This window comes from Mycolicibacterium moriokaense, assembly GCF_010726085.1.
Taxonomy (GTDB): domain Bacteria; phylum Actinomycetota; class Actinomycetes; order Mycobacteriales; family Mycobacteriaceae; genus Mycobacterium; species Mycobacterium moriokaense.
In genome coordinates this window covers 5,172,080-5,191,215 of record NZ_AP022560.1, presented here as the reverse complement: position 1 = coordinate 5,191,215, position 19,136 = coordinate 5,172,080, and the positions used below count along the sequence as shown (strand labels likewise).

Sequence of the window (19,136 nt, the reverse complement as noted above, 5' to 3'; positions counted from 1 at the left end):
GCCGACGAAACTCATCGGCTGCCGCGCCGCTACGCTCGCTGGGTGCTCATCGTCATCGAAGGTGTCGACGGTGCAGGCAAGCGCACCTTGACCAACGGTCTGCGTACCGCCTTCGAAGGTGCGCACAAATCGGTCGCCACCCTTGCGTTTCCGCGCTACCACCATTCGGTGGAGGCCGACCTGGCCGCCGAGGCGTTGCGCGGTAACCACGGTGATCTGGCCGATTCGGTCTATGCGATGGCGGTGCTGTTCGCCCTCGATCGCGCCGGCGCCAAGGAGCAGATCGGTCACCTCACCGATGCGTACGACGTGGTGATCCTCGACCGCTACGTCGCCTCCAACGCGGCGTACAGCGCGGCGCGGCTGCACCAGGGCGCCGACGGCGAGGTCGTCGAATGGGTGCGCCATCTCGAGTACGACCGTCTTCAGCTGCCCAAGCCGGATGCCCAGATTCTGCTCTCCGTGCCGATCGAGCTTGCCGCCGAACGGGCGGAGAACCGGGCGCGCGAAGAAGCGGACCGCGCGAAGGACGCATACGAACGCGACGACGGCCTGCAGCGTCGCACCGGCGAGGTCTACAGCGCGCTGGCCGCGGCGAACTGGGGAGGACGCTGGGTGGTCGTTCCACCCGACGTCGACGCGAGTGAGCTCGCCAACCAGTTGTCCTAGCGGACGTAAGAATCCCTCAAGAATCCCTGGAGGCCGTCTTCGCAGCCTTGTTGTCACCACCAGCGCCACTCGGGTGCGTGGAAAAGACACAGGAGCTGAACAATGAAGAACACCATCCGTGCCGCCCTCGTCGCCGGCCTCATCGGCAGCGCGGCCATCGGCCTGGCGGGCGGCGCCAACGCCGCCGATACCTCCGGCCACCAGGACTGGGCCGCCGGCGTCCCTGCCGTGCACGCGCAGCAGTTCTCCGGGCACAAGGTTGGCGACGAAGACGACTCGTCAGGCGATACGTCGGCGTTCGACAACGACTACGACATGCCAGCGGCCACCGATCCGGAGCCCGAGGCGCCGGTGGATGTGCCCGACACGCCGGCGGATGAGCCCGAGGCGCCGGCGGATGAGCCGGCGGATGCGCCTGCCGATCCGGAGCCCGAGGCGCCGGCGGACGAGCCCGCGGATGCGGTACCGGAGGCACCCGCCGATGCACCTGTGGATGAGCCGGCGGATGCGCCTGCTGATTCGGTACCCGATGCACCCGCGGACGTGCCGGCGGATGCGCCTGCTGATTTGGTACCCGATGCACCGGCCGACGCGCCTACGGATGCCCCTGCCGATACCCCGCCGGCCGACGCCCCGTCGCCGCACGACATCAACATCGCCGACAACGTCGATCCAGTGCTGGCCGATCCCGAACCGGCACCACCGGGCGACATTCAGGACATCAGCGACGTAGTGATCGGCGCGATGACGAGCAATAGCACGCTGACCGCCGGCGCGTGGAATCGTGAAGTGACAACGTGGAATTCGAGCTGGGTCAGCTATGACAAATACAACCGTCCGGTCATCATGAATCCCTACAACAACCCGCTGCGGTTGGTCTACACCTACGGCAACGCCCCGCGGATCGTCACCGTCCCGCCCCTACAGCGCGTCGTTCTGAACACCCCGACTGCCGGCCTGTACCCCTTTACCGCGGTGGTCGCGGCACCGTCCGGACCGATCAGGCAGGTGTCGGTGGGCAGCTTCACCGGCGGCGGCGCGGTGCCGCAGCCTGGTCAGCCACCGGCTCCCAAGCCGGCACCGCCTGCGACGCTGAAGAACGTGCTGGTGCAGCTGCGCTACTCCACCGGCACCTCGCAGCCGTTCCGGGTCAAGACACTGGCCGACCTCGGCGATGACAACTCCATGGGTGCGCGCCGGGTGCTGATCGACGGCGTCGACACCGCCTGGGGACAGTGGTCGAAGAACGCCAGTGGCGAGCGTCAGTTCGAGATCACCAAGACGCTGCAGCTTCCCGGACTCGCCGCGCCGTCGGAAGGGCCGCTGCCCGGCTACAACGTCGCCGTCCCGAAGCGGTAGCCGCACAACTGAATAAGCGACATCACCGTTCCTGGGGGCGTGGGCGAAAGCCCGCGCCCCCAGGGCCGTTTCCGGACGAGCCGCCGTGAAAGGACCCGGTGCTAGGACACAATTGATCCGGCGGAGGCACGTCGAGGGGAAGGTGGCGCACCATATGTCGGGTAACGCTCTCGGTTTCGGTGTGCTCGGCCCGCTGCAGATGACCATCGACGGTGTCGACGTTCCGGTGGGGACGCCGAAGCTGCGCGCGATCCTCGCCACGCTGGTGATCAACCGCAACCGCGCGGTGGCCGTCGACACGCTGATCAGCGCGGTGTGGGGCGATTCGCCACTCCCTGGCGCCAGGGGCAGCGTCCACTCCTATGTGTCCAACCTGCGCAAGCTCATCGGCCAGGCGGACCCCGCACCGCAGAAGACGTTGGCGAGCGTCGCACCGGGATACCGGCTGACCGTCGCCGACAGTGCGTGCGATCTCGGACGGTTCGCGACGGAGAAAACCGCAGGTGTTCTCGCCGGTGCGGCCGGAGACTTCGAGCGGGCGAGTCGTCACCTGGGGGTCGCGTTGGCGCAGTGGCGCGGTGACGTGCTGGAGGATCTGCGCGAGTTCCCGTTCGTCGACCCGTTCGCCACCGCCCTCGAAGAGGAACGGCTGACCGTCGCCACCGCCCGCGCCGAAGCCGAACTCGCGTGTGGTCGCGCCGCGCTGATCATCGGTGAGTTGGAGGCCCTGGTGGCCGACCATCCCTACCGCGAACCGCTGTGGGCCCAGCTGATCAGTGCCTACTACCTCTGCGAACGCCAGTCGGACGCGCTCGACGCCTACCGTCGGCTGAAGACCGCATTGGCCGACGACCTGGGCATCGACCCCGGCCCGACCGTGCAGACCTTGCACGACAAGATCCTGCGCCAGCAGCCACTCGACGTGAAGGCGGCCGCGCAAACGACGGCCGCCGGTGCGAAGACGGTGCTCGACCAGCGCACGCAGGTGGAGAAAGGCGGCGGCGCGGTGTGGCTGGTGGCCGCGTCGGGCGATCGTTACCCGCTGAGCTCTGTTGCCACCAAGATCGGCAGGCTGCCCGACAACGACATCGTGCTGGACGACGCGAAGGTCAGCCGTCACCATGCGGCGATCATCGACACCGGAACGGGTTTCGCGGTCAGCGATCTGCGCTCGGCCAACGGCGTCGAGCTCAACGGTGCGCGAATCCAGGGCAGTGTCGCGGTGGCCCATGGCGACCGGATCGGGATCTGCGGACACCTGTTCACCTTCGAGTACGACGACTCCGCCGCGAACTGACGCCGACACGTCTCTTGCGCCGTCGCTGTCGGCGAAGTAGTACGGTGCTCGGATAGCCGAAGTGGGGACACCCGGCCCAGTGAGACCGGGCCGCGTGCGAGGAAAGGCGGCGATGAACGACTCCCCGCACAACTCACGGGTGGGCTCACGGTTAGGCCCCTATCACCTCACCCGCCTCATCGGTCGTGGCGGTATGGGCGAGGTCTACGAAGCCGAGGACACCGTCAAGGGCCGAATCGTGGCGCTCAAACTGCTGCCCGACTCCCTGTCGCACGACCCGGTGTTCCGGGAACGGCTGCAACGTGAGGCCCGTGCAGCCGGCCAGTTGCAGGAGCCGCATGTGGTGCCCATCCACAACTACGGGGAGATCGACGGAGTCCTCTACGTCGACATGCGGCTGATCGACGGTATCGACCTGCGCAGTGTGCTGGCCAGGGACGGCGCGATGGCGCCGGCACGGGCGGTCTGGATCATCCGCCAGGTGGCCGCCGCGCTGGACGCCGCACACGCCGCCGGGATCACCCACCGCGACGTCAAGCCGGAGAACATCCTCATCACCGCTGACGACTTCGCCTACCTCGTCGACTTCGGCATCGCCAACGCCGCCACCGACCACACGCTGACCGAAAAAGGCACGGCCATAGGCACATACGCCTATATGGCGCCGGAGCGGTTCAGTTCCAAGCCGGTCACCGAGAAGGCCGACATCTACGCGCTGGCGTGCGTGCTGCACCAGTGCCTCACGGGTGCGCAGCCCTTCGCCGCGGACAGCATCAGCATGCTGATCACCGCGCATCTGATCGAACCCCCGCCTCAGCCGAGCAAGTTGCGTCCCGATATTCCGCCCGCATTCGACGCGATCATCGCGAAGGGCATGGCGAAAGACGCCGCCGACCGCTACAACACGGCAGGCGAATTCGCCCGCGCCGCAGCGGCAATCGTGGGTGGGGGCGACTCGGGGCCGATGATCGAGGTCTCGAGCCCCGTTCATCCGGCCCACCTGGAGACGGTGCCCGTGAACGCGGTCGCCACGCCCGACGCCGCGCCAGCCTCGGGGCGCGAGGACGCGACTCCTCGGCGGGACCGCCGGCCAGTCCTGATCGGCGGTGCGGCCGTCGTGTTGGTGATCGCGGTCGCGGCCACCGTCGCGTGGCTGGTGGCTCGCATGCCCAAGGACGCCTCGCCGATGTCGTCGACGCTGACGATCACACGTACTGTGCCCGACGAACCGCCGAACTCGGTCAGCACGGCAGCCAATCTCACCCCGGCCGAGCGTCAGCTCATGTCGCTGGTACCCGATCCCACGGCGTGCACGCCGAACAAGGAGTGGGACAACGCCATTGCGGCGGTGGACTGCAAGCCCACCGAGAGCGGCGACGGCCACGAAGGCGCGCTGTACGCGCTTTACAGCGATGCGGACCGGCTGCAGGAGGACTTCGACGGCGCGATTGCCGACGACGAGCTCACCGCATGCCCCAACAGCGACGGGTCGCCGACGAGCTGGGAGTACGACAACACCCCCGGTCAGTCGGAGGGCCAGCTGGCCTGCGGAACCCTCAACGGGCGGGCCGATCTGGTCTGGACCAAGACCTCGGATCTGATGCTGGGCGCCGCGCAGGGCAACGACCTCAAGGCGCTGTACGACTGGTGGGTTTCGACCACCTGACGGCACCGCCGGAAACCGTCGGCTCAAGAATCCGTCAAGAATCTCGGTAGTGGCCGGCTCAAACCTTTTCTCAACGGCGCATAACGGGCGCCCTGAGAGAAGGAAACCCCATGAACCGAGTGAAGAACCCCTTCACGACCCGCATCCGCTCCGTCACCGCCGCCGTCCTGATCGGCGCCGCCGCGGTCGGCCTGGCCGGTGGGATCGCCCACGCGGACGACACCTCGGGGGGCCTGCACGGCAACCCCGATGACGCCACGTCGTTCTATGTCGAGCAGCACCTGGACGACTGCTCGCTGATGGCCACAGCGGACGTCGTGGGGCAGCTGACCGGCAACGAGCCCACCGAAGACGAGATCATCGCGTTGGCCAGCTCCACGCCGAGCGCTCACCACGACGGCCCGATCTACACGCCGCCGCCGCCCGACAACCCGGATGGAGGCAACGGCACCGACACGGAGGACCTGCCGATCCTGCTGGAGCACTACGGCATCCGCGCCGTGTACACCGACGACGACATCGCGGCCCAGATCGGTGTGCCGACCGGTATGACGGCGCTCATGAACGCCCTCGACGAGGGCCGCAAGGTGATCGCCAGCGTCAACGCCGAAATGATCTGGGACGCGGACGGCGACCGCACGAGCGCCGACCACGACCTGGTGGTCACGGGCGTCGATACCGACGCCGGCGTTGTGCACCTCAACGACAGCGGCACCGACGACGGCGCCGACGAACAGGTCCCGATCGACGTCTTCGAGGCGGCGTGGCAGACCAGCGGCCATGACATGGTCGTCACCATGGATGCCGGCTGAACGATGCCCTGACGATGACGGGAAGCCGCGGCGCGAACCTCGCGCCGCGGCTTACATACGGCTCATATCGGCCGCGAGGCCGCCCCAGATGCGCCGCGAAGCCGCCAAACACGCAAAACGCGCGTGTGGTAGCCGCAGTTTGTCGCGATCTGGTGACACCATGGACACCATGAGGCAAAGGATTCTGGTTGTCGATGACGACCCTTCGCTCGCCGAGATGCTCACCATCGTGCTGCGCGGTGAGGGGTTCGATACCGCGGTCATCGGTGACGGCACCCAGGCGCTGACAGCGGTCCGCGAACTGCGGCCCGATCTGGTGCTGCTCGACCTGATGCTGCCCGGTATGAACGGCATCGACGTATGCCGCGTGTTACGCGCGGACTCGGGCGTGCCGATCGTCATGCTGACGGCCAAGACCGACACCGTCGACGTCGTGCTGGGCCTGGAGTCCGGCGCCGACGACTACGTGATGAAGCCGTTCAAGCCCAAGGAGCTCGTCGCGCGTGTGCGCGCCCGTCTTCGCCGCAACGAGGACGAGCCCGCCGAGATGCTGTCGATCGGCGATGTGGACATCGACGTGCCGGCTCACAAGGTGACTCGGCTCGGCGAGCAGATTTCCCTGACGCCGCTCGAGTTCGACCTGCTGGTGGCGTTGGCGCGTAAACCACGGCAGGTGTTTACTCGTGATGTGCTGCTCGAACAGGTGTGGGGATACCGTCACCCCGCTGACACCCGTTTGGTGAACGTGCATGTCCAGCGTTTGCGGGCGAAGGTCGAGAAGGACCCGGAGAACCCGCAGGTGGTACTGACTGTTCGAGGAGTGGGATACAAGGCCGGACCTCCGTGATCCCTCACGGCTGCGCCGTGGTCGTGATCCTGACCGTGCGGCGGTCGCCGTGATCTGGGGTTCGAGGAGGCGCATCCATCGGCGATCGGCACCACTGTTCCGCGGATTGGGTGCGCTGAGTCGAGCGATGGGTGCCGTCTGGCGTCGCTCGCTACAGCTGCGCGTCGTCACCCTGACGATCGGCCTGTCGCTGGCCGTCATCCTGGCGCTGGGCTTCGTGTTGACCAGTCAGATCACCGACCGCATCCTCGAGGTGAAGGTGAGCGCGGCGACCGAGGAGATCGACCGGGCGCGCAGCACCGTCAGCGGCATCGTCGGCGGCGAGGAGACGCGCTCGCTGGACAGCAGCCTGCAGCTGGCTCGCAACACCCTGATCGACCGCACCGCCGATGCGGGTCCCGGGCTGGCCGGCGCCTTCGATGCGGTGCTGGTCGTGCCCGGCGACGGACCGCGCGCCGCGACCGCGGCGGGTCCGGTGCAGCAGATCCCGAATGCCCTGCGCGAGTTCGTCAAGGCCGGCCAGGTCAGCTATCAGTACGCGACCGTGCACACCGACGGCTTCTCCGGCCCCGCGTTGATCATCGGCAGCCCGACGTCGTCGCCGGTGGCCAATCTCGAGCTGTATCTGATCTTTCCGCTGAACAACGAGGAATCCACCATCACGCTGGTGCGCGGGACGATGGCGACGGGTGCGGTCGTGCTGCTCGGTCTGCTGGCGGCGATCGCGCTCGTGGTGGCCCGGCAGATCGTGCTGCCGGTGCGGTCGGCCTCGCGCATCGCAGAGCGCTTCGCCGAAGGGCACCTGACCGAGCGGATGCCGGTGCGCGGCGAGGACGACATGGCCCGGCTGGCGGTGTCGTTCAACGATATGGCCGAAAGCCTGCACCGTCAGATCACCCAACTCGAGGAGTTCGGCAATCTGCAGCGGCGGTTCACCTCCGACGTCAGCCACGAACTGCGCACCCCGCTGACGACGGTGCGCATGGCCGCCGACCTGATCCACGATCACAGCGAGGAACTCGACCCGGCGCTGCGCCGCTCGACCGAGTTGATGGTCAGCGAGCTCGACCGTTTCGAAACGCTGCTCAACGATCTGCTGGAGATCTCGCGCCACGACGCCGGTGTCGCCGAACTGTCCGTCGAATCGGTGGATCTGCGCGCGACGGTGCGCAGCGCCCTTAACAACGTCGGCCATCTGGCCGCCGAGGCCGGCATCGAGCTGATCGTCGACATGCCGTCCCACGACGTCATCGCCGAGGTCGACCCGCGCCGGGTCGAGCGCATTCTGCGCAACCTGATCGCCAACGCCATCGATCACGCCGAACATCAGCCGGTGCGCATCCGGATGGCCGTCGACGAGGACACGGTTGCCGTGACCGTCCGCGACTACGGCGTCGGATTGCGGCCAGGCGAGGAGAAGCTGGTGTTCAGCAGGTTCTGGCGTTCGGACCCCTCGCGGGTGCGGCGTTCGGGAGGCACCGGACTCGGGCTGGCCATCAGCATCGAGGACGCCCGGCTGCATCAGGGGCGGCTTGAGGCCTGGGGTGAACCCGGCAAGGGCGCGTGCTTCCGGCTCACCCTGCCGCTGGTGCGCGGGCACAAGGTCACGACGAGTCCACTCCCGCTGAAACCCGTTGGGCCCGACGTCGCCCCGCGGCGTGCGACGCGTGAAGCGGAGAACGTGTGAGGCGCTCGGGCATGATGGCGTCCTACGTCCGCGGGCTGGCGGCTCTTTGTGCGCTGATGTTCGTGCTTGCCGGCTGCGCCGGGGTGCCGAGTTCGTCGTCACCGCAGGCGATCGGCACCGTCGAACGCCCCGCGCCGCCGAGCCTGCCCAAGCCCACGCCGGGGATGGATCCCGACGTGCTGTTGCGCGAATTCCTGAAGGCCACGGCCGATCCCGCGAACCGGCACCTGGCGGCGCGGCAGTTCCTCACCGAATCGGGTTCGAGCGCATGGGATGACGCGGGCAGCGCGCTGCTGATCGACAACGTCGTGTTCGTCGAAACCCGCGGCCCGGAGCGGGTCACCGTGCACATGCGCGCCGACATCCTGGGCTCGCTGTCGGACCTGGGCGTCTTCGAAACGGGGGAGGGCGCGCTGCCCGATCCCGGACCGATCGAACTGGTCAAGACACCCGGCGGTTGGCGGATCGACAAGCTGCCCAACGGGGTTTTCCTTGACTGGCAACAGTTTCAGGCGACTTACAAACGCAACACGCTGTACTTCGCCGACCCGACCGGCAGCACGGTGGTGCCGGACCCGCGCTACGTCGCGGTGTCCGACCCGGACCAGTTGGCCACCGAGCTGGTCAGCAAGCTCATCGCCGGGCCGCGTCCGGAGTTGGCCAAGAGTGTGCGAAATCTGTTGGGACCGCCGCTGAAACTGCGTGGCCCGGTCACCCGCGCCGACGGCGGCAAGACGGGTGTCGGCAGGGGCTACGGCGGTGCGCGGATCGACCTCGACAATCTGTCGACCACCGACCCGCACAGCCGCCAACTGCTTGCGGCACAAATCATTTGGACGCTGTCGCGCGCCGGGATCAACGGGCCCTACGTGATCAACGCCGACGGCGCCGCGCTCGACGACCGGTTCGCCGACGGGTGGCAGACCTCCGATGTCGCGGCCACCGACCCGGGCGCGTTCCCCGGCGCCGCGGCGGGGCTGCACGCGTTGGTGGGTGGGTCGCTGGTGTTCCTGGACGGCCAGCGTGCGACCCGCGTCCCCGGCGCATTCGGGCAGACCCCCGACCAGACGGCGGCAGCGGTGTCGCGGTCGGGCCAGAACGTCGCGTCGATCGTGACCTTGCGGCGCGGCGCGCCCGACATGGCGTCGTCGCTGTGGGTCGGCCCGCTCGGCGGCAACGCATCGCAGGCGCTGGACGGGCGCAACCTGTCGCGGCCCAGCTGGGCCCTCGACGATGCCGTGTGGGTGGTGGTCGACGGCAACAACGTCGTGCGCGTCATCCAGGATGCGTCCGGACAACCGGCGCGCATACCGGTCGACTCCACGGCGGTATCGGCGAAATTCCCCGGCGCGATCCGTGAGCTGCAGCTGTCGCGGGACGGCACTCGCGCGGCCCTGGTCATCGACGGTCAGGTGATCCTGGCCGGGGTGGAGCAGACGCCGGGCGGGGGCTATGCGCTGACATACCCGCGCCGGCTGGGCTTCGGGCTGCAGAACACGGTGGTCTCACTGTCGTGGCGTACGGGCGACGACATCGTGGTCAGTCGTACCGATCCGGAGCATCCGGTCTCCTACGTCAACCTCGACGGCGTCAACTCCGACGGTCCCAGCCGCAATCTGCTGATGCCGGTCACCACCGTGGCGGCCAACCCGTCGACGGTGTATGTCGCCGATGAGCGCGGCGTGCTGCAACTGACGGGATCGGGCGCCGACAACGACCCGGTGTGGTCGGAGGTCCGTCCGCTGATGGTCCCCGGCGCGATACCGGTCCTTCCGGGCTGATCCCATGCATTTGAAGTTGCACTGAACCAACCACCTCCAACGCCCGTTGTGCTGACAAAACGACGCTAGAAGCGTCGGCTGACAGCCAAGGAGACAACGATGAAGGTGCGTGGTCCGCTGATCACCGTCGCCGCAGTGGCGGCACTGGGCGCAGGCATATTGGTCGCCAACATCTCTCAGGAATCAGACCCCCTAACCCGCGGTGTGCCCGGTGCGCCCGTAGCGGCGTCGACCCCAGCGCCACAGCCCAGCGCATCACCGGCCCCGCCCGCCCCCGCGTTTCCGGCGAAGGCGGATTACGTGGGCAAGATTCCGACCGCCTACGGCGTCATCACGCTGGACATCAGCGTCGCCGGAGACAAGGCGGTGGCATACGCCTGCGACGGCAGTTCCGTCGAGGCGTGGTTGCGCGGGTCCGCGGTCAACGGCGCTGTGAGCCTTGCGAGCAAGGACAGGACCAGCCGGCTCGAGGGGCGCCTGGACGGCAAAGCCGTCGTCGGGACCCTGTGGATCGGCGAGAAGAAGTGGGACTTCACCGCCGAGCCGGCGCAGCCACCCGCCGGACTGTACGTGTACGAGGACGGCGGCAACCGCAGCAGCTGGATCGTCGACTCCACCGGCAAGGCGACCGGTGTGCAGCGGCTGGACGACGGCTCGACCGTGCCCGCACCGGCGTTGGCAGCGGACGGCAGTGCGGTCATCGACGGGCGGACCGTAACCGCGTCACGGGTGCAGGGCGCCAGCGATGTCTGAGTCCTTCGCAACACAGCGGATCGCTCGGTCCCACGCCGACACAGCCGTCCTGATCGCCGTCGTCATCGGCGCGCTGGTCGCCGTCGCTCTCGGCGTGTTCGGCAGAGTCCATGAGCCGCAGTTCTTCTCGGTGAGCGTCGCAGGGTTCTCCAGCGGCACGGCGGTGAAGTCGTGGCTGGCGACCCTCGCGGTCGCGCTCGCGCTGTTCCAACTGCTGTCGGCGTTCGCGATGTATCGACTCATTCCCGGCGGCAAGGCACCGGCGTGGATGGGTACCGCGCACGTGTGGTCGGGACGGCTGGCGGTACTGGTCAGTGTTCCGGTCGCCGTGCACTGCCTGTACGCACTGGGCTTCCAGGAGACCGACACCCGGGTGTTGTTCCATTCGCTGTTCGGCTGCCTCTTCTATGGCATCTTCGTCACGAAGATGATCCTGTTGACCCGAAACGGCCTGCGCGGCTGGGTGATCCCGATCGCGGGCGGGTTGCTGTTCTTCGGTCTCGTATACGTCTGGTTGACCTCAGCCCTTTGGTTCTTCCAGACCAGTGGAATCACGTTCTAGCGGAAAGGTTTTCGATGCGACGCAGCCAGTTCATCATCAGTGCGGGTATCGGCTTGGGGGCGAGCGTGCTCGCCGCGTGCACGACCTACGGCAAGAAGCCGGAGGCGCCCGGCGGCACCGCGGCGACGGCCCAGGGGGCGCCGACCACCGGCGGGACGGCTCCCGAGGCCATCGCGGCGACCTCGGCGGTGCCCGTCGGCTCGGGCCTCATCGTCGGCGAGGTCGTCGTGACCCAACCGGCAGCGGGCGACTTCAAGGGCTTCTCGTCGACCTGCACGCACGCCGGATGCACGCTGAACGAGGTGGTCGACGGCACCATCAACTGCCCCTGCCACGGCAGCAAGTTCAACCTGGACGGCTCGGTTGCCCACGGCCCCGCGACGAAACCCCTGACGCCGCAGGCCGTTGTGGTCCAGGGGGATTCGATCTTCCTCGGCTGAGGGTCACGCTAAGACGTGTCACACGTCGCGGCCACACTGCGGACATGCTCGATCTCGTGCTGCCGTTGGAGTGCGGCGGCTGCGGAGCGCGCTCGACGCGCTGGTGCGACGCCTGCGCCAAGGAGCTGGCCGTGCGACCTGACGAACCGCACCTCATCAGCCCGCGCGTCGAGCCCGGAGTTCCGGTGTTCTCGCTGGGCCGCTACGCGGGGGCGCGTCGCCAGGCCATCGTCGCCGTCAAGGAGCACGGCCGTGCCGACCTCACCGGACCGCTGGCCGCCGCACTGCGGGCGGGGCTGTCTCAGCTGCTGACCTGGGGCATCGTCGGGGTGCCGTTGACCGTGGTTCCCGCGCCGACGCGGCGGTGGGCGGCGATGCGCCGCGGGGGCGATCCGGTGGCGCGCGTCGCGCAGGCCGCAACGGAAGGATGCCGCGACATAGCCGTGGTGCAGGCGGTGCGCACGAGGCCCCTGGTAGCCGACTCGGTCGGCCTGTCCAGCGCCGACCGACAGCGCAACATCGCGGGGCGGGTGAAGGTCGTGCGCCCCATCGACGGCGGGTCGGCGGGCGAGGTAGTGGTCGTCGACGACATCGTGACGACCGGGGCCACGGCACACGAAACCGTGCGTGTCCTGCAAACAACCGGGGCGACGGTGGTCGCGGTCCTGGCCCTCGCAAACGCTTGACCCGGGCGGTTTGACGGCCCAGGCAATTACCCCGGCATCAAGGAGATGTGAAGAACTGAAAACGGTCTGAATTTTGGTGGCAATTAGTGGCACGACCGGGTGAACACGGACTACCGTCGGCATCAACCACCCGTGAATGCCTCACGGCGGCGCACCTCAACGTAGCGCCGGCATCGCCCACAAGCGGTAGGAGGTGAGTAGACGACACCTTGCACCGGCGGGCCGCGACAAAAGGCATAGGCATGCAGGCCCCTCGGTGCGTATCCGAAGCAGGCCGGGCACGCAAATGCGTGCGGACGCAAAGAGAAACGAGTTGCCAAGCATGTCGACCCATTCCATTGATTCGGACCAAGAGATGCTGGTCACCGACGAGACGCCCGAACCCGAGACGCGAGCCGAGATCGTCGTCAAGGGCCGCAACGTCGAGATTCCCGATCACTTCCGCGTGTATGTCTCCGAGAAACTGTCCCGCCTGGAACGCTTTGACCGCACCATCTATCTCTTCGACGTGGAACTGGACCACGAACGCAACCGTCGCCAGCGCAAGAACTGTCAGCACGTCGAGATCACCGCGCGTGGCCGCGGTCCCGTAGTCCGGGGCGAGGCCTGCGCCGACAGCTTCTACGCCGCGCTGGAGTCGGCGGTCTGCAAACTCGAGAACCGGCTGCGCCGCAGCAAGGACCGCCGCAAGATCCACTACGGCGACAAGACCCCGGTTTCGCTCGCCCAGGCCACTGCCGTCAGCCCGCCGCCGGATGCCTCAAATGACTCGGCAGCGGACTCGGTGCAGGTGGACGCGGCGCTGCTGGACGAGCACGAGCCGGGGCGCATCGTGCGCATCAAGGAGCACCCGGCGACGCCGATGACCGTCGATGACGCCCTGTCCCAAATGGAGCTCGTCGGCCACGACTTCTTCCTGTTCCATGACAAGGAGAGTGACAAGCCGAGCGTGGTGTACCGCCGCCACGCCTATGACTACGGGTTGATTCGGCTCGCGTAGCCGATGGGCTGATCCACTCGGCCTGACGCGGTCCGGTGTCGGGGCGCGCCACGTCGCTACCATGGGTTGAGCTCTTTCAGATCCAACCCATCGGGAAGCCTGAGGTTACAGCGTGCTGGACAAGTTGCTCCGTCTCGGCGAAGGCCGCATGGTCAAGCGCCTCAAGGGGGTGGCTGAGTACGTCAACACCCTGTCCGCCGACGTGGAGAAGCTCTCCGACGCCGAGCTGCGGGCCAAGACGGCCGAATTCAAACAGCGCATCGACAACGGCGCCGACCTCGACGACCTGCTCCCCGAGGCGTTCGCCGTTGCACGCGAGGCCGCCTGGCGGGTGCTCGATCAACGGCACTTCGACGTCCAGGTGATGGGCGGTGCGGCGCTGCACTTCGGCAACGTCGCGGAGATGAAGACCGGTGAGGGCAAGACGCTGACCTGCGTGCTGCCCGCGTATCTCAACGCGCTGGCCGGCAAGGGCGTGCACGTCGTCACCGTCAACGACTATCTGGCCAAACGTGACGCCGAGTGGATGGGTCGCGTGCACCGCTTCCTCGGTCTGGAGGTCGGTGTCATCCTGTCCGGCCTGACTCCCGACGAGCGACGCGTCGCCTACGGCGCCGACATCACCTACGGCACCAACAACGAGTTCGGCTTCGACTACCTGCGTGACAACATGGCGCACTCGCTGGCCGACCTGGTGCAGCGCGGCCACAACTACGCGATCGTCGACGAGGTCGACTCGATCCTGATCGACGAGGCCCGCACCCCGCTGATCATCTCGGGTCCCGCCGACGGGGCGTCGAACTGGTACACCGAGTTCGCCCGGCTCGCGCCGCTGATGGAGAAGGATGTCCACTACGAGGTCGACATCCGCAAGCGGACGATCGGTGTGCACGAGCTCGGCGTCGAGTTCGTCGAGGACCAGCTCGGCATCGACAACCTCTACGAGGCCGCCAACTCGCCGCTGGTCAGCTACCTGAACAACGCCATCAAGGCCAAGGAGCTGTTCCAGCGCGACAAGGACTACATCGTGCGCGACGGCGAGGTGCTGATCGTCGACGAGTTCACGGGTCGCGTACTCGTCGGGCGGCGCTACAACGAGGGCATGCACCAGGCCATCGAGGCCAAGGAGCACGTCGAGATCAAGGCCGAGAACCAGACGCTCGCCACGATCACGCTGCAGAACTACTTCCGGCTCTACGACAAGCTCGCCGGTATGACGGGTACCGCCCAGACCGAGGCGGCCGAACTGCACGAGATCTACAAGCTCGGTGTGGTCAGCATCCCGACCAACAAGGAGATGATCCGCAAGGACCAGTCCGATCTGATCTACAAGACCGAAGAGGCCAAGTACATCGCGGTCGTCGACGACGTCGCCGAGCGCTACGAGAAGGGCCAACCGGTGCTGATCGGCACCACCAGCGTGGAGCGCTCGGAGTACCTGTCGCGCCAGTTCACCAAGCGCCGCATCCCGCACAACGTGCTCAACGCCAAGTACCACGAGCAGGAGGCGGCGATCATCGCCGAGGCGGGCCGACTGGGCGCGGTCACCGTCGCGACGAACATGGCCGGCCGTGGCACCGACATCGTGCTGGGCGGCAACCCCGACTTCCTCACCGACAAGCGGTTGCGCGAGCGCGGACTGGATCCGGTGGAAACGCCCGAGGAGTACGAAGCCGCCTGGCACGAAACGCTGGCCCAGGTCAAGGCGGAATGCGCGAAGGAGGCCGAGGACGTCATCGCCGCCGGCGGCCTCTATGTGCTGGGCACCGAACGGCACGAGTCACGCCGCATCGACAACCAGTTGCGTGGTCGTTCCGGCCGCCAGGGCGACCCGGGCGAGTCACGCTTCTACCTCTCGCTGGGCGACGAGCTCATGCGGCGATTCAACGGCGCGACCCTGGAGTCGCTGCTGACCCGTCTGAACCTGCCCGAGGACGTGCCGATCGAGGCCAAGATGGTCAGCCGCGCGATCAAGAGCGCGCAGACGCAGGTCGAGCAGCAGAACTTCGAGGTCCGCAAGAACGTCCTCAAGTACGACGAAGTGATGAACAAGCAGCGCATGGTCATCTACGACGAGCGCCGTCGGATTCTGGAGGGCGAGAACCTCGCCGACCAGGCTCACAAGATGCTGGTCGACGTCATCAACGCCTATGTGGACGGCGCGACCGCTGAGGGCTACGCGGAGGACTGGGACCTCGAACAGCTGTGGACCGCTCTGCGGCAGCTGTATCCGGTCGGTATCGACCACCACGACCTGCTCGACTCCGACGCCGTCGGCGAGCCCGGCGAGCTGACCCGCGAGGAGTTGCGCGAGGCATTGATCGCCGACGCGGAGCGGGCCTACGCCCAGCGCGAGAAGGAGATCGAGGCGATCGCCGGCGAGGGCGCGATGCGCCAGCTGGAACGCAACGTGCTGCTCAACGTCATCGACCGCAAGTGGCGCGAACACCTCTACGAGATGGACTACCTCAAGGAGGGCATCGGGCTGCGTGCGATGGCGCAGCGTGACCCGCTGGTGGAGTACCAGCGCGAGGGCTACGACATGTTCATCGCCATGCTCGAGGGCGTCAAGGAGGAGTCGGTCGGCTTCCTGTTCAACGTGGCGGTGGAAGCGGCCCCGGCACCGGCCGTCGCACCCGTCGCCGCGCCGCAGGGGCTCGCGGAGTTCGCCGAGGGCGCCGCCGCCAAGGCGCAGGAGAGCTCGGTCGCCACCAAGGAGCGTCCGGCCCCGGCTGGTCTGCGCGCCAAGGGAATCGACAACGAGCCGCCGCCGATGATCTACAGCGGTCCTTCGGAGGACGGTTCGGCCGAGGTCAAACGCACCGGCGGCGGCGCTGGTGGTGGCCGGCCTGCGCAGGGTGGGTCCCGCAAGGAGCGGCGGCAGGCCGCGCGCCAGCAGGCCCGCGAAACCAAACGCCGCGGCTAGGGGGCCAGCCTCGCGGCGATGCGCTCGAGCGTCGCGCGCATCCCGTCCTCGGCCTGTTTGGGCATCGAGCCCACCTTCAGCATCAGCCGTTGATGATCGCTCGAGACGTCCCACGTCTCACGGACCAGCGTGCGGTCCGGCGCGTCGGCGACGGGCTCGAGTTCGTAGCGCCAGATCCGGCCGCCGATCAGTCCCAGCGGGCCCATCGTCGTTTTCCAGGCGATGCGACGATTGGGTTCGAATTCGATGACGGTGTTGGTGGTGCGGTACGGCAGGAACAGGGATTCCGGGCGACCCCGCATCGACATGCCGAACTTGGATCCGAGTTCCAGCGGCAGCGACGGCTGGGCCGCATGGTCCACCGTGCCGGAGCCGTCGAAGCTGGGGTGCTTTCCGGCGTCGGCGAGCAGCGCGAAGATCTGCTCGGCGGGCGCGTCGATGACCCGTTCCACGCTGATCGTGTTTCCCTCCACACGGTTCAGCGTATCGCCGGCGACTCAACCGATCTGCAGAGCGACAATGCGCCAGCGGGCCGCGTCGTGTTCGATGCGTGCGGCGAACGCCCGCACCCGTGACCCACTGGTGTAGGTCCCGAACACCTCGGCCTGTGCGCCGTCGGAACCGTCGACCATTCGCACGCGCAACCGGCGCACCCGCGCAACGGTGCGGCCATCCTTCGACCGGCCGACCGCGCGCTGTGGGGACCGGCTCAGCCCGATGACCGTGTCGATGAGTCCCGGCGCCAGCAGCGGCCGCAACTGCGCGACGGGCCTGCGCCTGTCGATCACCTCCAGGACCCGGCGCACCGCCGCGTCGGCGAAAGCCACTGCCGCATGCGGTGGATCCGCTTCGCGGACGACGGTATTGGAGCCCGGCCGGTGCGGACGCGGCGCGCGGCGGCGCAGCGCCGGCGCTGCACGGCACGCCGACATGCCGACGGGTGCAGGCTCGTAATCGACGACGGGGGAGACCAATGAAGTCGGGCGTGCTGCGGGATTGGAATAAGTTGTCATTCGGACGCTCCGGCGATCGACGTGGTATGAACGGCGCCTGCCGGAGAGTTGCAGACCTGTTCATGATCGCACGGTTCGAAGGGGTGCAGATGCACCCGTGATGCGCGGTGACAGGTTTGGTCGCTACCGTTGCGAGGTCGTAACACCAGCGGCGCGGAACGCTTAGTCGGCAAGGGGGCAGTGCAGGCAATGGTGACCAGGTTGTCGGCGTCGGACGCGGCGTTCTTCCATTTGGAGAACTCGTCGACGCCGATGTACGTGGGTTCGCTGTCGATTCTTCGGAAACCGCGCAACGGCCTGAGTTATGAAACCCTGTTGGAGACTGTGGAACAGCGCCTCCCACAGATTCCGCGCTATCGCCAGAAGGTGCGCGAGGTGACGCTCGGGCTGGCCCGCCCCGTGTGGGTCGACGACCCCGACTTCGACATCACTTACCACATCCGGCGTTCGGCGCTGCCGTCTCCCGGCAGCGAAGGGCAGCTGCATGAACTGATCGCGCGGCTGGGCTCTCGGTCGTTGGACAAGTCGCGACCGCTGTGGGAAATGTATCTGATCGAAGGGCTTGGCAAGAACCGGCTCGCGATCTACACCAAGTCGCATCAGGCACTGGTGAACGGCATGACGGCGCTGGAGATCGGGCACGTCATCGCCGACCGCACCCAGAAGCGTCCGGAATTCGGCGAGGACATCTGGATCCCAGCACGCGAGCCCAGCGACCGCAGCCTGCTGCTCGGCGCGATCGGTGAGTGGATGACGCGCCCGGCCGAACAACTCGGCGAGGTCCGTTCGGCGGTCACCGGCGTCGTCACCAACTCCGGCCAGTTGGCCGATGTCGGCCGGAGGTTCGTCGACGTGGCGCGGACCTTCGCCCGCGGCACGGCGCCCAGCAGTCCACTGAACACCAGGGTGTCGCGTAACCGTCGGTTCACCGTCGCCTCCGGAAGCCTCGAGGATTACCGGTTGGTGCGTGCTCGCTACGACTGCGACGTCAACGATGTCGTGCTTGCGGTGGTGGCGGGGGCGCTGCGGAACTGGCTGATGTCGCGCGGCGAGCCGGTGACCGCGACGACGACGATGCGCGCGATGGCGCCGATGTCGGTCTATCCCGACGCCGACCTCGATACGACCGGGCCGGGGCAGGCGATCAGCGAGGTGTCACCGTTTCTGGTGGATCTGCCGGTCGGCGAGGGCAACGCGGTGGTGCGGCTGTCGCAGATCGCGCACGCCACCGAGGCGCATCCCACCGCCGCCAGCCTGGTCGACGCCAGAACGATCGTCACGCTGTCGGGCTTCGCGCCACCGACGTTGCACGCCATGGGGATTCGCGTTGCCACCGGCTTCTCGGCGCGGCAGTTCAACCTGTTGATCACGAATGTGCCTGGCGCGCAGAAGCAGATGTACGTCGCGGGCGCAAAGCTGCTCGAGACCTATTCGGTGCCACCGCTGTTGCACAACCAGGTTTTGGCGATCGGGATCACGTCGTACAACGGCATGCTCTACTACGGCATCCACGCCGACCGCGACGCGATGAGCGACGTCGAGGTGCTGCCGGGTCTGCTGCGCGAATCGCTCGACGAACTACTCGACGCCGCGCGCTAGCAAACCAAATTGCGCGATCTTGATTAGACGCGCGCTGAA

General features: G+C 67.5%; 17 protein-coding genes. 15 read left to right on the top strand and 2 right to left on the bottom strand.

Features of this window, described 5'->3' with window-relative positions; all coding sequences use genetic code 11:
- Window positions 1-42: 42 nt before the first annotated feature.
- The 14 genes from G6N43_RS25280 to secA all read left to right on the top strand — a co-directional run bounded on the left by G6N43_RS25280 (window position 43) and on the right by secA (window position 16,485).
- On the top strand, window positions 43-669 hold the full coding sequence (locus tag G6N43_RS25280; RefSeq protein ID WP_083154291.1) for a dTMP kinase: 627 nt from the start codon (window positions 43-45) through the stop codon (window positions 667-669).
- A 102-nt stretch (window positions 670-771) separates the two neighbouring features.
- Window positions 772-2,028, top strand: coding sequence for a prolipoprotein diacylglyceryl transferase (locus tag G6N43_RS25275; RefSeq protein ID WP_083154289.1), 1,257 nt, complete (start codon window positions 772-774; stop codon window positions 2,026-2,028).
- A gap of 154 nt (window positions 2,029-2,182) precedes the next feature.
- Window positions 2,183-3,325, top strand: a complete 1,143-nt coding sequence (locus G6N43_RS25270; protein ID WP_083154287.1) for a BTAD domain-containing putative transcriptional regulator — start codon at window positions 2,183-2,185, stop codon at window positions 3,323-3,325.
- Between the two features lie 112 nt (window positions 3,326-3,437).
- Complete coding sequence (locus G6N43_RS25265) at window positions 3,438-4,991, top strand: serine/threonine-protein kinase (RefSeq protein WP_083154435.1); 1,554 nt, start codon at window positions 3,438-3,440, stop codon at window positions 4,989-4,991.
- Between the two features lie 110 nt (window positions 4,992-5,101).
- Window positions 5,102-5,803, top strand: a complete 702-nt coding sequence (locus tag G6N43_RS25260) for a C39 family peptidase (RefSeq protein ID WP_110810467.1) — start codon at window positions 5,102-5,104, stop codon at window positions 5,801-5,803.
- Between the two features lie 160 nt (window positions 5,804-5,963).
- Window positions 5,964-6,650 (top strand): two-component system response regulator MtrA, encoded by a 687-nt coding sequence (gene mtrA, locus G6N43_RS25255; protein ID WP_069407393.1) that lies wholly within the window; start codon window positions 5,964-5,966, stop codon window positions 6,648-6,650.
- Window positions 6,651-6,699: 49 nt separating this feature from the next.
- The gene (gene mtrB, locus G6N43_RS25250) at window positions 6,700-8,337 is read left to right on the top strand and encodes an MtrAB system histidine kinase MtrB (protein ID WP_083154285.1); all 1,638 of its coding nucleotides are present in this window, start codon (window positions 6,700-6,702) and stop codon (window positions 8,335-8,337) included.
- A gap of 56 nt (window positions 8,338-8,393) precedes the next feature.
- Window positions 8,394-10,118 carry an MtrAB system accessory lipoprotein LpqB gene (lpqB, locus tag G6N43_RS25245; protein WP_234810168.1) on the top strand — a complete coding sequence of 575 codons (1,725 nt, stop codon included), beginning with the start codon at window positions 8,394-8,396 and terminating at the stop codon, window positions 10,116-10,118.
- A gap of 99 nt (window positions 10,119-10,217) precedes the next feature.
- On the top strand, window positions 10,218-10,871 hold the full coding sequence (locus G6N43_RS25240; RefSeq protein ID WP_083154282.1) for a hypothetical protein: 654 nt from the start codon (window positions 10,218-10,220) through the stop codon (window positions 10,869-10,871).
- Window positions 10,864-11,433 (top strand): DUF6529 family protein, encoded by a 570-nt coding sequence (locus G6N43_RS25235; protein ID WP_083154279.1) that lies wholly within the window; start codon window positions 10,864-10,866, stop codon window positions 11,431-11,433. The genes G6N43_RS25240 and G6N43_RS25235 overlap by 8 nt, the downstream gene beginning before the upstream one ends.
- 14 nt (window positions 11,434-11,447) lie before the next feature.
- Window positions 11,448-11,873, top strand: coding sequence for a Rieske (2Fe-2S) protein (locus G6N43_RS25230; RefSeq protein ID WP_083154276.1), 426 nt, complete (start codon window positions 11,448-11,450; stop codon window positions 11,871-11,873).
- Window positions 11,874-11,917: 44 nt separating this feature from the next.
- Window positions 11,918-12,559, top strand: a complete 642-nt coding sequence (locus tag G6N43_RS25225) for a ComF family protein (RefSeq protein WP_083154274.1) — start codon at window positions 11,918-11,920, stop codon at window positions 12,557-12,559.
- Window positions 12,560-12,881: 322 nt separating this feature from the next.
- The gene (gene hpf, locus G6N43_RS25220) at window positions 12,882-13,559 is read left to right on the top strand and encodes a ribosome hibernation-promoting factor, HPF/YfiA family (protein WP_083154272.1); all 678 of its coding nucleotides are present in this window, start codon (window positions 12,882-12,884) and stop codon (window positions 13,557-13,559) included.
- A gap of 112 nt (window positions 13,560-13,671) precedes the next feature.
- A complete protein-coding gene (gene secA, locus G6N43_RS25215) occupies window positions 13,672-16,485 on the top strand; it encodes a preprotein translocase subunit SecA (protein ID WP_083154270.1) in 2,814 nt (937 codons plus the stop codon).
- On the opposite strand, the gene G6N43_RS25210 is transcribed toward secA, so the two are convergent.
- Window positions 16,482-16,958 carry an SRPBCC family protein gene (locus G6N43_RS25210; protein WP_083154267.1) on the bottom strand — a complete coding sequence of 159 codons (477 nt, stop codon included), beginning with the start codon at window positions 16,956-16,958 and terminating at the stop codon, window positions 16,482-16,484. The genes secA and G6N43_RS25210 overlap by 4 nt on opposite strands.
- A gap of 24 nt (window positions 16,959-16,982) precedes the next feature.
- Window positions 16,983-17,498: an Rv3235 family protein gene (locus tag G6N43_RS25205; protein WP_083154264.1), complete on the bottom strand. Its 516-nt coding sequence runs from the start codon at window positions 17,496-17,498 to the stop codon at window positions 16,983-16,985.
- Between the two features lie 189 nt (window positions 17,499-17,687).
- On the opposite strand from G6N43_RS25205, the gene G6N43_RS25200 reads away from it, so the two are divergent.
- Window positions 17,688-19,097, top strand: coding sequence for a WS/DGAT/MGAT family O-acyltransferase (locus tag G6N43_RS25200; protein ID WP_083154262.1), 1,410 nt, complete (start codon window positions 17,688-17,690; stop codon window positions 19,095-19,097).
- Window positions 19,098-19,136 lie beyond the last annotated feature (39 nt).

Bases quoted from the DNA above. Each gene is read 5' to 3' on its own strand.
- G6N43_RS25275 (WP_083154289.1), top strand. From the start codon at position 772: ATGAAGAACACCATCCGTGCCGCCCTCGTCGCCGGCCTCATCGGCAGC.
- G6N43_RS25270 (WP_083154287.1), top strand. From the start codon at position 2,183: ATGTCGGGTAACGCTCTCGGTTTCGGTGTGCTCGGCCCGCTGCAGATG.
- G6N43_RS25265 (WP_083154435.1), top strand. From the start codon at position 3,438: ATGAACGACTCCCCGCACAACTCACGGGTGGGCTCACGGTTAGGCCCC.
- G6N43_RS25260 (WP_110810467.1), top strand. From the start codon at position 5,102: ATGAACCGAGTGAAGAACCCCTTCACGACCCGCATCCGCTCCGTCACC.
- mtrA (WP_069407393.1), top strand. From the start codon at position 5,964: ATGGACACCATGAGGCAAAGGATTCTGGTTGTCGATGACGACCCTTCG.
- lpqB (WP_234810168.1), top strand. From the start codon at position 8,394: ATGTTCGTGCTTGCCGGCTGCGCCGGGGTGCCGAGTTCGTCGTCACCG.
- G6N43_RS25240 (WP_083154282.1), top strand. From the start codon at position 10,218: ATGAAGGTGCGTGGTCCGCTGATCACCGTCGCCGCAGTGGCGGCACTG.
- G6N43_RS25235 (WP_083154279.1), top strand. From the start codon at position 10,864: ATGTCTGAGTCCTTCGCAACACAGCGGATCGCTCGGTCCCACGCCGAC.
- G6N43_RS25230 (WP_083154276.1), top strand. From the start codon at position 11,448: ATGCGACGCAGCCAGTTCATCATCAGTGCGGGTATCGGCTTGGGGGCG.
- G6N43_RS25225 (WP_083154274.1), top strand. From the start codon at position 11,918: ATGCTCGATCTCGTGCTGCCGTTGGAGTGCGGCGGCTGCGGAGCGCGC.
- hpf (WP_083154272.1), top strand. From the start codon at position 12,882: ATGTCGACCCATTCCATTGATTCGGACCAAGAGATGCTGGTCACCGAC.
- G6N43_RS25205 (WP_083154264.1), bottom strand. From the start codon at position 17,498: ATGACAACTTATTCCAATCCCGCAGCACGCCCGACTTCATTGGTCTCC.
- G6N43_RS25200 (WP_083154262.1), top strand. From the start codon at position 17,688: ATGGTGACCAGGTTGTCGGCGTCGGACGCGGCGTTCTTCCATTTGGAG.